The sequence below is a fragment of the Kumtagia ephedrae genome (assembly GCF_003012745.1).
GTDB lineage: Bacteria > Pseudomonadota > Alphaproteobacteria > Rhizobiales > Rhizobiaceae > Kumtagia > Kumtagia ephedrae.
Genome location: NZ_PXYK01000003.1, coordinates 69,729 through 83,882 on the forward strand (window position 1 = coordinate 69,729; position 14,154 = coordinate 83,882).

Annotated in this window: 11 protein-coding genes and 1 pseudogene; 4 read left to right on the forward strand and 8 right to left on the reverse strand. The window is 65.9% G+C overall.

Translation table 11 applies throughout. The features are described from left to right. Nucleotides 1–5 precede the first annotated feature (5 nt). The 3 genes from C7I84_RS03550 to C7I84_RS03560 form a co-directional block, all read right to left on the reverse strand. On the reverse strand, nt 6–710 hold the full coding sequence (locus tag C7I84_RS03550) for a cytochrome c oxidase subunit 3 (RefSeq protein ID WP_106770973.1): 705 nt from the start codon (nt 708–710) through the stop codon (nt 6–8). Further along, nucleotides 707–2,476 (reverse strand): cytochrome c oxidase subunit I, encoded by a 1,770-nt coding sequence (locus C7I84_RS03555; protein ID WP_165815972.1) that lies wholly within the window; start codon nt 2,474–2,476, stop codon nt 707–709. The genes C7I84_RS03550 and C7I84_RS03555 overlap by 4 nt, the downstream gene beginning before the upstream one ends. Before the next feature lie 86 nt (nt 2,477–2,562). After that, nucleotides 2,563–3,390 (reverse strand): cytochrome c oxidase subunit II, encoded by an 828-nt coding sequence (locus tag C7I84_RS03560; RefSeq protein WP_106770786.1) that lies wholly within the window; start codon nt 3,388–3,390, stop codon nt 2,563–2,565. A gap of 268 nt (nt 3,391–3,658) precedes the next feature. Between C7I84_RS03560 and C7I84_RS03565 the strand changes: the two genes are divergently transcribed. Then, nucleotides 3,659–5,362, forward strand: coding sequence for an amidohydrolase (locus C7I84_RS03565; RefSeq protein WP_106770787.1), 1,704 nt, complete (start codon nt 3,659–3,661; stop codon nt 5,360–5,362). Nucleotide 5,363: 1 nt separating this feature from the next. Here the strand turns inward: C7I84_RS03565 and C7I84_RS03570 are convergent. The 5 genes and pseudogenes from C7I84_RS03570 to ugpB all read right to left on the reverse strand — a co-directional run bounded on the left by C7I84_RS03570 (nt 5,364) and on the right by ugpB (nt 11,138). Then, nucleotides 5,364–6,484 (reverse strand): annotated as a pseudogene (locus C7I84_RS03570) (DmpA family aminopeptidase). Nucleotides 6,485–6,544: 60 nt separating this feature from the next. Further along, nucleotides 6,545–7,597 carry a sn-glycerol-3-phosphate ABC transporter ATP-binding protein UgpC gene (gene ugpC, locus C7I84_RS03575; protein WP_106770788.1) on the reverse strand — a complete coding sequence of 351 codons (1,053 nt, stop codon included), beginning with the start codon at nt 7,595–7,597 and terminating at the stop codon, nt 6,545–6,547. Continuing rightward, nucleotides 7,598–8,446 carry a sn-glycerol-3-phosphate ABC transporter permease UgpE gene (gene ugpE, locus C7I84_RS03580; protein WP_106770789.1) on the reverse strand — a complete coding sequence of 283 codons (849 nt, stop codon included), beginning with the start codon at nt 8,444–8,446 and terminating at the stop codon, nt 7,598–7,600. Between the two features lie 360 nt (nt 8,447–8,806). Further along, nucleotides 8,807–9,691 (reverse strand): sn-glycerol-3-phosphate ABC transporter permease UgpA, encoded by an 885-nt coding sequence (gene ugpA, locus C7I84_RS03585; protein WP_106770790.1) that lies wholly within the window; start codon nt 9,689–9,691, stop codon nt 8,807–8,809. Nucleotides 9,692–9,839: 148 nt separating this feature from the next. Further along, the gene (gene ugpB / locus C7I84_RS03590; protein ID WP_106770791.1) at nt 9,840–11,138 is read right to left on the reverse strand and encodes a sn-glycerol-3-phosphate ABC transporter substrate-binding protein UgpB; all 1,299 of its coding nucleotides are present in this window, start codon (nt 11,136–11,138) and stop codon (nt 9,840–9,842) included. A 391-nt stretch (nt 11,139–11,529) separates the two neighbouring features. Between ugpB and modA the strand changes: the two genes are divergently transcribed. Genes modA through modC form a run of 3 tightly spaced genes read left to right on the forward strand, consistent with a single transcriptional unit; the run spans nt 11,530 to nt 14,138 of the window. Continuing rightward, complete coding sequence (modA, locus tag C7I84_RS03595; protein ID WP_106770792.1) at nt 11,530–12,327, forward strand: molybdate ABC transporter substrate-binding protein; 798 nt, start codon at nt 11,530–11,532, stop codon at nt 12,325–12,327. 18 nt (nt 12,328–12,345) lie between these two features. Next, nucleotides 12,346–13,047 (forward strand): molybdate ABC transporter permease subunit, encoded by a 702-nt coding sequence (modB, locus tag C7I84_RS03600; RefSeq protein ID WP_106770793.1) that lies wholly within the window; start codon nt 12,346–12,348, stop codon nt 13,045–13,047. Continuing rightward, nucleotides 13,044–14,138, forward strand: a complete 1,095-nt coding sequence (gene modC / locus C7I84_RS03605) for a molybdenum ABC transporter ATP-binding protein (RefSeq protein WP_106770794.1) — start codon at nt 13,044–13,046, stop codon at nt 14,136–14,138. The genes modB and modC overlap by 4 nt, the downstream gene beginning before the upstream one ends. The last annotated feature ends 16 nt before the right edge of the window (nt 14,139–14,154 follow it).

Sequence of the window (14,154 nt, forward strand, 5' to 3'; positions counted from 1 at the left end):
CTCCCTTAGGTCAGCAGCTGCCGGCAGAGATCGATGAAGTCGTTGGCCCAGCCGGCGAGCAGCACCAGCAGCGCCAGCCAGATCAGCAGCAGGAAATGCCAGTACATGGCGCACAGTTCGACACGCTGGGCGATCCGGGCCGAGGCGCCCTCGCGCCAGGCGCCGGCCATCGCCCAGCCGAGCCCGACAAGGCCGCCGAGGATGTGCAGCGCATGCATGCCGGTCAGCAGGTAGAAGAAGCTGGTGGCGGGGTTGCCGGTCAGGAAATAGCCGCCGTCGGCGAGCGTCCGCCACGCCGTCATCTGGCCGGCGAGGAAGGCAAGCGTCGTGAGACCGCCGGCGACGAGCGCCAGCCGCAGCATGTCCGGCTGGTTCCTGCGGGCGGCCATGACCGCCACATGCAATGCGACGCTGCTCAGGATCAGCAGCCCCGTATTGAGCCACAAAACGCTGGGCAGGGGCGGAGCGCGCCAGTCGGACAGCTCCATGCGCATGAAATAGGCGCTGGCGAACAGGGCGAAGAGGCAGCCGACGACGGCCAGGAACACGCCGAGTCCGAGCTTCGCTGTCGGGACACCGGTGGATTCGAGGCCGGGCAGCACGCCGGCCGCGCCCTGTTCGAGCCAGGGTTTCGACATCAGCCGCTGCTGCGCCAGCCACCAGAAGGAGATGCCGGCGATCACCAGGATGAAGACGATGACGACGCTCATGCCGGCGCCGCCTTCTCGGGCCACGGGTCGTTCTGCGGGATGAAGTCCTGCGGCGCGCCGGGCACGCTGTAGTCATAGGCCCAGCGATAGACCAGCGGCACCTCCTTGCCCCAGTTGCCATGCGGCGGCGGCGTGGTCGGCGTCTGCCATTCCAGGCTGGTGGCACGCCATGGATTGCCGCCGGCGTCGCGGCCGTAGCGCAGGCTCCAGAACATGTTGAACAGGAACACCAGCTGGGCGAAGCCGACGATCAGCGCGGCAACGGTGATGAAGGCGTTCAGCGTGTGCACCGAATCGGGGATGAAGGCGGTCTCGCCGAGTTCGGGGTAGCGCCGCGGCACGCCGACCAGGCCGACATAGTGCATCGGAAAGAAGATCGCGTAGGCGCCGATGAAGGTGACCCAGAAGTGGAACTGGCCCATCCACTCGTTGAACATGCGGCCGGTCATCTTGGGATACCAGTGGTAGATCGCGCCGAAGACCACCATGATCGGCGCGACGCCCATCACCATGTGGAAATGCGCCACAACGAACATGGTGTCGGACAAGGGCACGTCGACCACGACGTTGCCGAGGAACAGGCCGGTCAGCCCGCCATTGACGAAGGTGACGATGAAGGCCAGCGCGAACAGCATCGGGATGGTGAGATGGATGTCGCCGCGCCACAGCGTCAGCACCCAGTTGTAGACCTTTATCGCGGTGGGGACGGCGATGATCAGCGTCGTGGTGGCGAAGAAGAAGCCGAACCACGGATGCATGCCCGAGACGTACATGTGATGCGCCCAGACGATGAAGGACAGCGCGCCGATGCCGACGATCGCCCACACCATCATGCGGTAGCCGAAGATGTTTTTTCGCGCATGCGTGCTGATGAGGTCCGACACGATGCCGAAGGCGGGCAGGGCGACGATGTAGACCTCCGGGTGGCCGAAGAACCAGAACAGGTGCTGGAACAGGATCGGGCTGCCGCCGCCGTATGAGAGCTGCTCGCCCATCTCGACCAGCGCCGGCATGAAGAAGCTGGTGCCGAGCACGCGGTCGAACAGCATCATGACGCAGGCGACGAACAGCGCCGGGAAGGCGAGCAGCGCCATCACGGTGGCGGTGAAGATGCCCCAGACGGTGAGCGGCATGCGCATCAGCGTCATGCCGCGGGTGCGCCCCTGCAGCACGGTGACCACATAATTGAGGCCGCCCATGGTGAAGCCGATGATGAATAGGATCAGCGACGCCAGCATCAACAGGATGCCGGCCTGCTGGCCGCCGGGCGTGCCGGAGAGGATCGCCTGCGGCGGATAAAGCGTCCAGCCGGCGCCGGTCGGGCCGCCCGGCGCGAAGAAGCTCGCCACCAGCACCAGTACTGCGAGCAGGTAGATCCAGTAGGAGAGCATGTTGACGTAGGGGAACACCATGTCCCGCGCGCCGACCATCAGCGGGATCAGGTAGTTGCCGAAGCCGCCGAGGAACAGCGCGGTGAGCAGGTAGATCACCATGATCATGCCGTGCATGGTCACGAACTGGTAGTAGGCTTCCGGCGTGATGAAGTCGAAGGTGCCGGGGAAGCCGAGCTGCAGGCGCACCAGCCAGGACAGCACCAGCGCCACCAGGCCGATCGCCATTGCGGTGCCGGCATACTGGATGGCGATGACCTTGGCGTCCTGCGAGAAGACGTAGGTCGTCCACCAGCTATGGGGATGATAGAGTTCGACATCCGGGACTTCCGCGGGCGGGATCGCATCGACCGCGCGAGGCGTGATATCGACCATCACGTCACCTCCTCATCCTCCGGCGAGGCCCGGGGCGGTCCGGGCCGCGTCACATGCAGAATTCCGCTATGCCGCCGCCTCCCTGCTCATGGCTGCACCATCTCGGCCGCGCCGACCTGCTCGGGAGCGGTGAGTTGGGCGAAGGTCGACTGCTCCTGCAGCCAAGCCTGGTAGTCTTCCTCCGTGTCGACGGCGACGACGCCGCGCATGAAGCCGTGCCCGGTGCCGCAGAGTTCGGCGCACAGCACCTCGAAGCTGCCGGTGCGGGTCGGCGTGAACCAGAAATAGGTCACCGAGCCGGGGACCATGTCCATCTTGGCGCGGAACTCCGGCACGTAGAAATCGTGCAGCACGTCGATCGAGCGCAGCAGCATCTTGACCGGCTTGCCGACGGGCAGGTGCAGGTCGGCGGCCTCGACGATCACGTCGTCCTGGCCGTTCGGATCCTCCGGATTGATGCCGAGGGGGTTTTCCGCGCTGACCAGGCGGCTGTCGGAGGTGCCGAGCTTCCCGTCGGCGCCCGGCAGGCGATAGCTCCACTGCCACTGCTGGGCGATCACCTCCACATCGGTCGCGTCGTCGGGAACGGTGATGAACTGGCTCCACACATAGAGGCCGGGGGCGAGCATCGCCGCCACGCCGATCCCGGTGACGACCGTGAGCCAGGTCTCCAGCCGCTTGCTCTCCGGCTCGTAATGCGCCTTGGAGCCTTCCTTGTGGCGGAAGCGCCAGACGCAATAGGCCATGAACAGCACCACGGCGGCGAAGACGACGCCGGTGATCCAGAATGTGATGACGAGGGTGTGGTCGATATAGTCCCAGTTGGACGCTATGGGCGTCCACCACCATGGGCTCAAGAGGTGAAAGAGCACCGAGCCCACGACAACGAGAACGAGTGCAAGCGCAATCGCCATGCTCCGTTCCTCCCGGCGCGTCGAGTATCGACTCGACTCCTCCTCCAAGGTCGCCAAAGGCGCATCATGCTTCATTTGTGCGACAAATTCCTGCGACGGATGGTCGCAGAGCGTGAGCCGCCGCGGGGAACGACGACGCGCATGACGTGCAGTCCGTGGCGCCCGAACCGCCGAGCGGAGGCGCCTGCCCGTACCGATGTGACGCCGCCTTGACGGGCCTTGCCTGCCCTGTACCCTGAAAGCCGGCAGAGGGGCAGGGGAGGACATCATGACGGCAAGAGGATGCCGCACCGGCTTGGCGGTTGCGGGAATTGTGCTGTTTCTCGGGACCGCCGCGGCGGCCGCGGACGGCGCAATCGTGCTGCGTGGCGCACGTGTGCTCACCATGGATCCCGCCAAACCGGAGGCGCAGGCGATCGCGCTCGTCGACGGCGCCATCGCGGCGGTGGGCTCGGCCGAGGACATCGCGCCTTTCCTTAAGGGAGCGACGGTCTACGACCTGCCCGAAACCGCGCTGGTGCTGCCCGGTTTCCAGGACTCGCATAATCACCTGATCTGGAGCGCGACCGCGGCTGAGGACATCAGCCTGACGGATGTCGCCGACGAAGCGGGGCTGCGCGCCGCCATCGAGCCGACGCTGTCCAAATTGCCGGACGGTGCCTGGCTGCGTGGCGGCGGCTGGAGCGTTGCTGTGTACAAGGATCTGTCCGCCAAGGCGCTGGACGCGATCACCGGCGACCGACCGGCTTACTTCGAGGATGTCGACGGCCACTCCGGCTGGGCGAACTCAGCCGCGCTGAAGGCGGCAGGCATCGATGCCTGCACCAAGGATCCGGAAGGCGGGCGCATCGAGCGCGACGCGCAGGGCAACCCGACCGGGCTGCTGCGCGAGACCGCGATGGCGCTCGTCGGCGACCTTCTGCCCGACTATCCCGAGGCGCAGGTGGATGCCGGACTGGAGAAGGGCCAGACCGAGGCGCTGAGCTACGGCATCACCGCCATCATCGATCCTTCCGCCACGGAGTGGATGCTGGCCGGCTACCAGCGCGCCGACGGCGCGGAAAAACTCAAGCTCAACGTGGAGGCCGCCGTCAAGATCGAGGCGGAGGAGGGCGCGGCAGGCGCGCAACGCGTGCTTGGCCTCAAGAACCGTTACACCAGTCCGCACCTGGAGGTGACGTCGGTGAAGCTCTTCGTCGACGGCGTCATCGAGACCGGCACGGCGGCGCTGCTCGAAGCCTATGTCGGCTCCAATTCAGCCGGCGACCCGCTGTTCACCCAGGAGCAACTCGATGCCGTTGCAGTCGCGGCCGACAGGGTCAATCTGCAACTGCACGCACATGCGATCGGCGACCGTGCCGTGCGCATGGCGCTCGACGCCTATGCGGCGGCGCGGAAGGCCAACGGGGCGCGCGACAGCCGCCACCAGATCACCCATCTCGAGCTGATAGACCCGGCCGACATCCCGCGCTTCAAGGAACTCGGCGTCATCGCCAACATCCAGGCGCTGTGGGCCTATCCCGACACCTATATCGTCGACCTGACCGAGCAGAAGATCGGGCCGGAGCGCTCGCAATGGCTCTATCCCTTCGGCGCCTTGAAGAACGCCGGCGCGACGCTCGCGGGCAGCAGCGACTGGAGCGTATCGTCGATGAACCCTCTGGAGGCGATCCAGACCGGTGTCTTGCGGCAGGACATCGCCGACCCCAACGGCAAGGTGCTGACGCCGCAGCACAAGCTCGACGTGATGGACATGGTCGCGGCCTATACGATCAACGGCGCCTATGCCGCTTTCGACGAGGACAATTCCGGCTCGCTGACCGTGGGCAAGCGAGCGGATGTGGTCGTGCTCGACCGCGACATCACCAAGGTGCCGCCGACCGAGATTTCCCAAGGCAAGGTGCTGGCCACGATGATCGAGGGCGTGCCGGTCTATGAGGGCGAGGGCCTGCCGAAGCCGGCGGGGCCGTAACCTACCTCGCCGCAGGGAAGGTCCGTTCCAGCCACTCCTTCGGCAGGGCCGGCACGAGATTGCCGTCGCGGCCGGTCATGTCGTCGTTGGCGACGAGGCTGTTGAGGATCGCCTCCTCGGTCGCCTGCACCACAGCGTCGAAAAACGGATCGATGTCGGAATCGGGAATGAAGTCCGCCCGGCAAAGCTTTCCAGCCTCGGCGGTTGCTGCTTCCGCGTTGGCGGTCGAGAAGGCGAGAAAGATGTCGCCCGAGCTGTGATAGCCGAGGCCGCCGGTCATCGCCACGCCGAGCGGTACACGCCGCGCCAGGCGTTTGAGCTGATGCGGCAGCAGCGGCGCGTCGGTCGCCACGATGGCGATGATCGAGCCTTTCTCGGCACGCAGCGTCTTCTCCACGAGTTCGGGCTGCGACAAGGTTGGCGCGGCGGGCAGGCCGCGCACGGTGAAGTTCTTGCAGTTGCCGAAGTTCGCCTGCACGAACACGCCGACGGTGAAGCGCTGGCCCTGCCAGTCGACCAGCCGCGAGGCCGTGCCCGAACCGGCCTTCAAGCCGAAAGCGACCATGCCGGTACCGCCGCCGACGCTGCCTTCCTCGATCGGCCCGGAGGCTGCCGTGTCCAGCGCCTGCGACACGTGCTCGAAGGTTACGTGATGGCCGTTGATGTCGTTGAGGAAACCGTCATAGGTCTCGGCCGCCACCGGCAGGCCCCAGGCCGATTCAACGGCCTTCGGCAAGGCCTTGTTCAGCCAGCGCAAAGTGCCGTCGCGGGTGACGCCGCAGGAATGCGTGTTGGTGATGGTGATTGGGAAGTTGAAGGCGCCGATCTCCTCGATCAGGTGCGACCCGGTCAACTCGCCATTGCCGTTGGCGCTGAAGATGCCGGCATAGACCGGCGTCGCCAGCTCGGCCACCGGTCTCGGCAGGATGGCGGTGACGCCGGTACGCACCGGCCCCTTGCCGGCGACAAGCGGTCCGTCGCCGGAGATCAGCGAGACATAGCCGACCGAAACGCCCGGCACGCCGGTGATGGCGTTCCAGCGGTCGGCTCGCCCTCGAAGGGAATGGCGAAGGCGCGGGCCCGCGGCTTGCCGGAGGGTGTCGAACGAGGATCGGTCGTCATGGCGAGCTCAGCACGAATCGGAACGCCCGTCAGCATAGCGGCCGACGATCGGAAAGTCCGTCACAGCCGCTTTCCGGCCACGTCGAACCAGTGGAGTTTTGCGGTCTCGACCATGGCCGACAGGCCGTCGCCTGTCTGCGTCGCCGTGCGGCCGGCGGCACGCAGGACGAGGCGCTCGCCGGCCATGCGGCAGTAGATGAAACTCTCCGCCCCCACCGGTTCGACTCCTTCGACCGCCATATCGAGAGACAGGCCGGCCGCTCCATTGCCTGAAGCTGCGCCGCCGCGGGGGTTCAATGTCGCGTCCTCGGGACGGAAGCCCAGGGTTGCCGCATCGGCGGGCGCAGCCAGCGCGGTCCGCCCGGCGGACAATGCGGCTACGGGCAGCAGGTTCATCGGCGGTGCACCTATGAAGGCGGCGACGAAGGTGGAAGCCGGCTTCTCGTACACGTCGAGCGGAGCGCCGATCTGCTCGACCTCTCCGGCATTCATGACGACGAGGATGTCGGCCAGCGTCATCGCCTCGAGCTGGTCGTGGGTGACATAGACCGAGGTGACGCCGAGCGCCCGCTGCAGGCTCTTGATCTCGACCCGCATCTGCCCGCGCAGCTTGGCGTCGAGATTGCTGAGCGGCTCGTCGAACAGGAACACCTTCGGGTAGCGCACGATCGCCCGGCCCATGGCGACGCGCTGGCGCTGGCCGCCGGAAAGTTCGCGCGGCCGGCGCTCCAGCAGATGCGCGAGTTCCAGCGTCTTGGCGGTGGCGCGCACGCGGGCGTCGATCTCTTCCTTCGGCGTGCCGCGGTTGCGCAGGCCGTAGGCCATGTTGTCGTAGACGTTCATATGCGGGTAGAGCGCGTAGTTCTGGAACACCATGGCGATGTCGCGCTCGGCCGGGCCGACGGCGTTCACCACCTTTTCGCCGATGGACACGGTTCCCGACGTGATCGCCTCCAGCCCGGCGATCATTCGCAGCAGCGTGGACTTGCCGCAGCCCGACGGCCCGACCAGCACGCACAGCGCTTTGTCGGGAATGGCGATCGAGACGCCCTTCACCGCCTCGACATTGCCGAAATAGGTCTTGCGGACGTCCTTCAGGTCGACGGTGGCCACTCACTTCTCCGTTTCGATGAGACCGCGCACGAACCACCGCTGCATCAGCACCACCACCAGGATGGGCGGCAGGATGGCCAGCACCGCCGTCACCATGACGAGATGCCATTCCGTGTCGGCATCGGCGAAAGACACCATCTTTCTCAGACCGATGACGATGGTGTTCATGTCGTTGCGGTTGGTGACCAGCAGCGGCCACAGATATTGCGTCCAGCCGTAGATGAAGAGGATGACGAAGAGCGCGGCGATGTTGGTGCGCGACAGCGGCAGCAGGATGTCCTTGAAGAACTTCCACGGACCGGCGCCGTCGACGCGCGCGGCCTCGACCAGCTCGCCGGGAATGGTCAGGAAGAACTGCCGGAACAGCAGCGTCGCGGTGGCCGAGGCGATCAGCGGCACGATCAGCCCGGCATAGGTGTCGATCAGCCCGAAATCGACCATCACCTTGTAGGTGGGCAGGATACGGACCTCGACCGGCAGCATCAGCGTGATGAAGATCAGCCAGAAGAAGGTCATCCTGAGCGGGAAGCGGAAGAACACGATGGCATAGGCCGACAGGATAGAGATGACGATCTTGCCGACGGCGATGCCGAGCGCCATCACCGTCGAATTGAACAGCAGCGTGCCGACGCCGACCCCACCGATACGGCCGACACCGCCGAATATCGCCTCGTAGTAGTTGGCAAAGAAGCGATCGCCCGGCACCAGCGGCAGCGGCGGGCGCAGGATCGTCTGCAGCGTCTGCGTCGAGGCGACGAAGGTGTAGTAGATCGGGAAGGCGACGAGCACCACGCCGAGGATCAGCAGGACATGGGCGATGTAGGTGCGGAGTGGGGAGGAGCCGATCATGGGCTTTCCTCCCCCCTCGAGGGGGAGGTGCCGCCGAAGGCGGCGGAGGGGGTAGCCTCAGGAGGAACCAACCTTTCGCCGGCGACGAAAGGTTCGCGGCGCCCGGCCCGGCGCGGCTCCACCCCCTTGAGGGGAGGTCGGCGGGCGCAGCCCGCCGGGCGGGGTACGAGCGGCCGTGCTCGACGCCCTGTTGTTCGCGTGCGTTTCAGAAAGGGCCGGCGCGTTGCCGGACTTACCCCACCCGGCCGCTTCGCGGCCACCCTCCCTTCGAGGGGGAGGGATACTTGGCGCGCTGCCTCGGCGACCCCCTCTGTCGGCTTCGCCGACATCTCCCCCTCGAGGGGGGAGAATGCGCCGCGCCTAACCATAATGCACCTTCTTCTCGACGTAGCGGAACTGCACGGCCGTGAGCGCGATGACGATCGCCATCAGGATCACCGACTGGGCGGCGGAGTCGCCGAGGATCAGGTTGACGAAGCCGTCATTGTAGACCTTGTAGACCAGCGTCTCGGTCGCCTTGCCGGGGCCGCCGCCGGTCACCGCGTGGATGATGCCGAAGGTATCGAAGAAGGCGTAGGTGGTGTTGATCACCAGCAGGAAGAAGGTCGTCGGCGCGAGCAGCGGGAAGACGATCGTCCAGAACCGCTTCGTCTCGCCGGCGCCGTCGATCGCCGCCGCCTCGATCAGTGTCCTTGGGATCGCCTGCAGGCCGGCGACGAAGAACAGGAAGTTGTAGCTGATCTGCTTCCACGCGGCCGCGGCCACCACCAGCACCATGGCCTGGTTGCCGTTGAGCAGGGGATCCCAGGCGATACCCATCGCGCGCAAGGCATAGGAAAGCGAGCCGATCGACGGGTTGAACAGGAACAGCCACAGCATGCCGGCGATCGCCGGAGCCACCGCATAGGGCCAGATGAGCAGCGTGCGGTAGATGCCGCGTCCGCGCACCACCTTGTCGGCCATGACGGCCAGCAGCAGCGCCACCGCCATCGCCACCACCGTGGTGGCGACGGAGAAGACCACCGTGACGTAGAGCGAGTTCACGTAGTTCGGATCGGCCAGGACCTTGCGGAAATTGGCGAACCAGACGAACTGCGTCTTCAGCCCGAACGGGTCTTCGCGCAGCATCGACTGGTAGAGCGCCTGCGAAGCCGGCCAGTAGAAGAAGATCAGCGTGATGGCGAGCTGCGGCGCGAGCAGCAGATAGGGCAGGATCTTGTTGGGAAAGACGACGCGGGGTGTCATGAGGGCATTACCTCCGCCTTGAGGGGAGGTCGGCGGGTGCAGCCCGCCGGGTGGGGCACGAGCGGCAGTGCTCGACGCCACGAATTCGCGTGCTGTGACCGCTGCGCGGCCATCTCCCCCTCGAGGGGGGAGAATACGTCGGCCCGCATCAATTCCCCAGCGCTTCCTGGATCGCCTTGTTGCCGCGCTGGGCGGCGTTGTCCAGCGCCTGCTGGGCGGTCTGATCGCCCGCCAGCATCTTCTCGTATTCCTCGTTCAGGATGTCGCGGACCTGCGGCAGGTTGGCCAGCCGCACGCCCTTGGAATTCTCGGTCGGGGCCTTGCCCATCATCTGCTTGATCGGGATCTCGCGCGCCGGATTCTTCTCGTAGAAGCCGTCCGCCTTGGTCTTCTCGTAGGCGGCAAGTGTCACCGGCAGATAGCCAGAGACCTGGTGCAGGCGGGCTTGGATGTCGGTCTGCGACAGGAAATTGAAGAAGGCGGCGACAGCCTTGTATTCCTCATCCGACTTGCCGCCGAAGACCCACAGCGAGGCGCCGCCGGGAATCATGTTCTGCGACTCCGTATCGTAGGGCAGCATGCCCGTGCCGAAATTCATGCCCGACTTCACGACGTCGCCGAGGCCGCCGGAGGATTCGGTGAACAGGCCGCATTCGCCGGCCAGGAAGACCTGCTTGGCCTCGGAGGTGCGGCCGCCATATTTGAACGTGCCGTCCTTGGCGAGGTCGGCCAGCGCCTGGAAATGCTTCACGAAGGGTTCGGCATTGATCTTCAGCTCGACATTTAGGTCGGCGATGCCGTTTTCGTTGGTGCCCCACTGATAATCGTTCCAGGCGGCGAAATTCTCGGTGTGGATCCAGGTGAGCCAGGTCGAGGTGAAGCCGCAGGGCGCGGCGCCGCTCGATTTGATCTTCCTGGCCGCCTCCCAGACCTCATTCCAGGTCTTCGGCGGGTTGTCGACGTCGAGGCCGGCCTTCTGGAAGATGTCCTTGTTGTAATAGAGGATCGGCGAGGAGGAATTGTAGGGGAAGGACAGCATGGTGCCGTCCGGCTTCGAATAGTAGGAGACAATGCCGGGCAGGTACTGGCTCTTGTCGAACGGCTTGTCTCCCATTGCCAGCACGTCGGCGACCGGCTTGATGGCGCCCTCGGCGGCCATCATCGTGCCGGTGCCGGCGTCGAACACCTGCATGATCGTCGGCGGCTGCTTGGCGCGGAAGGCGGCGATGCCGGCATTCAGCGTCTCCGGATAGGTGCCTTTGAATACCGGCACCACCTTGTAGTCGCTCTGGCTCTCGTTGAACTCCTTCGAAAGCTGCTCGACGACCTCATTGTTGGCGCCGGTCATGGCATGCCACCAGGAGATCTCGGTGACAGCGAAGGAGGAGGTGGTGGAAAGCAGGGTGAAGGCGACGCCGGTGACGGCCGCCACGCCGTTGATCTTCATGGTTTCACTCCCGTTTTGTCATTGGCGAAGGGGTTGCTTCGCATCGGGGAGTATCGGCCGAATGTGACAGGCGGACAACGGGTTTTCGTCAAAACGTGTCCGACCCCCTGGGCTATTTCAGTGAAGCTATAGCGATGGCGGTTCGCTCGCGGCCGAGATCGTTTGGTCGCCGCGCCGGAAGCTTTCCAGCCATCCATCGCCGGAGCAGTTCCCCGATGGGGATGCGCTGCGCCTGCTCGGAAATCCGACGGCATGACACACGGGGCTATCGCCGGACTCCCTACAGCTTTGCCATTGGACAAACGCCAAGAGTTATGTTTGATTGAATATATCGATGCCGCCGTGCCGTGTGAGGAGCGGACGCATTTGTCATGAATGGAGACTTGTCGCGATGAAATGCAACGGCTTGGGGCTGCGGCTGCTGCTGGCCGCCGGCGGAATGACGGCGCTGCTTGCCGCGCCCGCGGCAAACGCCGACGACGGCTTGACGATCTTCGCCGCCGCCAGCCTCAAGAATGGGCTCGACGCGGTGAACACCGCCTGCGAGGCGGATGTCGGCGGCAAGGCGACGATCTCCTATGCCGCAAGCTCGGCGCTGGCCAAGCAGATCGAGCAGGGCGCGCCGGCAGACCTCTTCGTCTCCGCCGATCTCGACTGGATGGCTTATCTGTCGGAGAAGAATCTGACGAAGAAGGACACCGAGGTAAAGCTGCTCGGCAATAGCATCGTGCTGGTCGCGCCGGCCGATTCGCCTGCCGCCGCCGACATCGCGCCCGGTTTCGACATTGCCGGGCTGCTCGGCGACGGCAGGCTCGCCATGGCCAATGTCGATGCGGTTCCGGCCGGCAAATACGGCAAGGCGGCGCTCGAAAAGCTCGGCGTATGGGCCTCGGCCGAAGGCAAGGTGGCGCAGGCGGAGAACGTGCGCGCCGCGCTGGCGCTGGTCTCCACCGGCGAGGCGCCGCTCGGCATCGTCTACCAGACTGACGCCAAGGCCGATCCCAAGGTAAGAATCATCTACACCTTTCCCGCGGACTCGCATCCTCCCATCGAGTATCCCGCGGCGGTGACGGCCGGCGCCGACAGCGCCGCCGCGCCGGCCTTTCTGAAGTGCATGCAGTCGGCCAAGGCCAAGGCACTTTTCGAGGAGCAGGGTTTCACGGTACTGGTGCCGCCGGTCTCCAACTGAGCGGCATGATGTGAAGGCATGGAGTGGCTGGACCTCAGCCCGGACGAGTGGAACGCGGTCCGGCTCTCCATAAGGGTGTCTGTCTGGGCGACCGTCGTCGCCCTGCCGTTCGGCATCGCCATCGCCTTCCTGCTGGCGCGCCGGGATTTCTGGGGCAAGTCGCTGCTCAACGGCATCGTGCATCTGCCGCTGATCCTGCCGCCGGTTGTCACCGGCTACCTGCTGCTCATAACCTTCGGCCGGCGCGGCCCGGTCGGCGCGTTCCTGGCCGACAATTTCGGCATCGTCTTCTCCTTCCGCTGGACGGGGGCGGCGCTGGCCTGCGGAGTGATGGCCTTCCCGCTGATGGTGCGGGCGATCCGTCTTTCGATCGAGGCGGTCGACAAAAAACTCGAGGCGGCGGCCGGCACGCTCGGCGCCAACCCCGCCTGGGTGTTCTCCACCATCACGCTGCCGCTGATCTTCCCGGGCATCATCGCCGGCATGATCCTGTCCTTCGCGAAAGCCATGGGCGAGTTCGGCGCCACGATCACCTTCGTCTCCAACATTCCCGGCGAGACGCAGACCCTGCCGTCGGCCATCTACACCTTCACCCAGGTGCCGGGGGGCGATCTCGGCGCCCTGCGGCTCACTTTGGTGTCGATCGTCATCGCCATGATCGCCCTGGTGGCGTCCGAGCTCTTGGCGCGGCGGGTCAGCCGGCGGCTCGAAATCGAATGACGCTGTCGGTCCGCATCCGCCACAAGCAAGGCGATTTCCTGCTTGACGCGGCGTTCGAGAGCAGCGGGCGGCTCACCGCGCTGTTCGGCCCGTCCGGCTCCGGCAAGACGTCGCTGATCAATATGATCGGCGGCTTGGTGCGCCCGCGGGAGGGGCGCATCGTCGTAGACGGTCGGGTGCTGGTGGACGCCGACAAGCGCGTGTTCGTGCCCAAGCACCGGCGCCGCATCGGTTACGTCTTCCAGGATGCGCGGCTGTTCCCGCATATGACGGTCGCGCAGAATCTCGGCTATGGCCGCTTCTTCACGCCCGCCGCGGAGCGCTACGCCGACTTTTCCGCCGTGGTCGACCTGCTCGGCATCGGCCATCTGCTCGCCCGCCGGCCGGCCTCGCTGTCGGGCGGCGAGAAGCAGCGCGTGGCGATCGGCCGGGCGCTGATCGCCAGCCCGAAACTCATCCTGATGGACGAGCCGCTCGCCTCGCTCGACGACGCACGCAAGGCCGAGATCATGCCCTATATCGAGCGGCTCCGCGACGAGACGAAGATCCCGATCGTCTATGTCAGCCACTCGGTCGGCGAGGTGGCGAGGCTGGCGACGGGCGTCGTGGTGCTTTCCGCCGGTACGGTCGCGGCGAGCGGGCCGGCCGCCGATATCCTGTCGCGTTTCGATCTTCTGCCCGAGGACCAGCGTGGCGAGGCCGGCGCCATGGTCGACCTCACCGTCGCCGGCCAGGAGGAGGCGTTCGGGCTGACGGTGCTGCATGCCGCCGGCGGCGAATGGCGGCTGCCGCGGGTCGATGCGCCGGTCGGCGCAAAAATCCGCGCCCGCGTGCGGGCCCGCGATGTGATGCTATCGCTCGAGCGGCCGCAGGGCATCAGCGCGCTCAACGTGCTTGCAGGAACGATCACCGGCATCTCGGCCGACGGCGGACCGGACGCGCTGATCTCGCTGGACTGCGGCGGCGACCGCCTGGCCGCGCGCGTGACGCGCCGTTCGGTGGAGACGCTCGGCCTGCAGCCGGGTCGCCCGGTTTTCGTCGTCGTCAAGGCCGTGACCTTCGACCGCGGAAACATGGGGACGGCCGGCTGATAGCCGGTCGGTTCCC

Excerpts from the sequence above, each read along its gene's own strand:
- modA (WP_106770792.1), top strand. The coding sequence starts at position 11,530 with ATGAAATGCAACGGCTTGGGGCTGCGGCTGCTGCTGGCCGCCGGCGGA.
- C7I84_RS03555 (WP_165815972.1), bottom strand. The coding sequence starts at position 2,476 with ATGGTCGATATCACGCCTCGCGCGGTCGATGCGATCCCGCCCGCGGAA.
- C7I84_RS03550 (WP_106770973.1), bottom strand. The coding sequence starts at position 710 with ATGAGCGTCGTCATCGTCTTCATCCTGGTGATCGCCGGCATCTCCTTC.
- C7I84_RS03560 (WP_106770786.1), bottom strand. The coding sequence starts at position 3,390 with ATGGCGATTGCGCTTGCACTCGTTCTCGTTGTCGTGGGCTCGGTGCTC.
- modB (WP_106770793.1), top strand. The coding sequence starts at position 12,346 with ATGGAGTGGCTGGACCTCAGCCCGGACGAGTGGAACGCGGTCCGGCTC.
- modC (WP_106770794.1), top strand. The coding sequence starts at position 13,044 with ATGACGCTGTCGGTCCGCATCCGCCACAAGCAAGGCGATTTCCTGCTT.
- ugpB (WP_106770791.1), bottom strand. The coding sequence starts at position 11,138 with ATGAAGATCAACGGCGTGGCGGCCGTCACCGGCGTCGCCTTCACCCTG.
- ugpA (WP_106770790.1), bottom strand. The coding sequence starts at position 9,691 with ATGACACCCCGCGTCGTCTTTCCCAACAAGATCCTGCCCTATCTGCTG.
- C7I84_RS03565 (WP_106770787.1), top strand. The coding sequence starts at position 3,659 with ATGACGGCAAGAGGATGCCGCACCGGCTTGGCGGTTGCGGGAATTGTG.
- ugpE (WP_106770789.1), bottom strand. The coding sequence starts at position 8,446 with ATGATCGGCTCCTCCCCACTCCGCACCTACATCGCCCATGTCCTGCTG.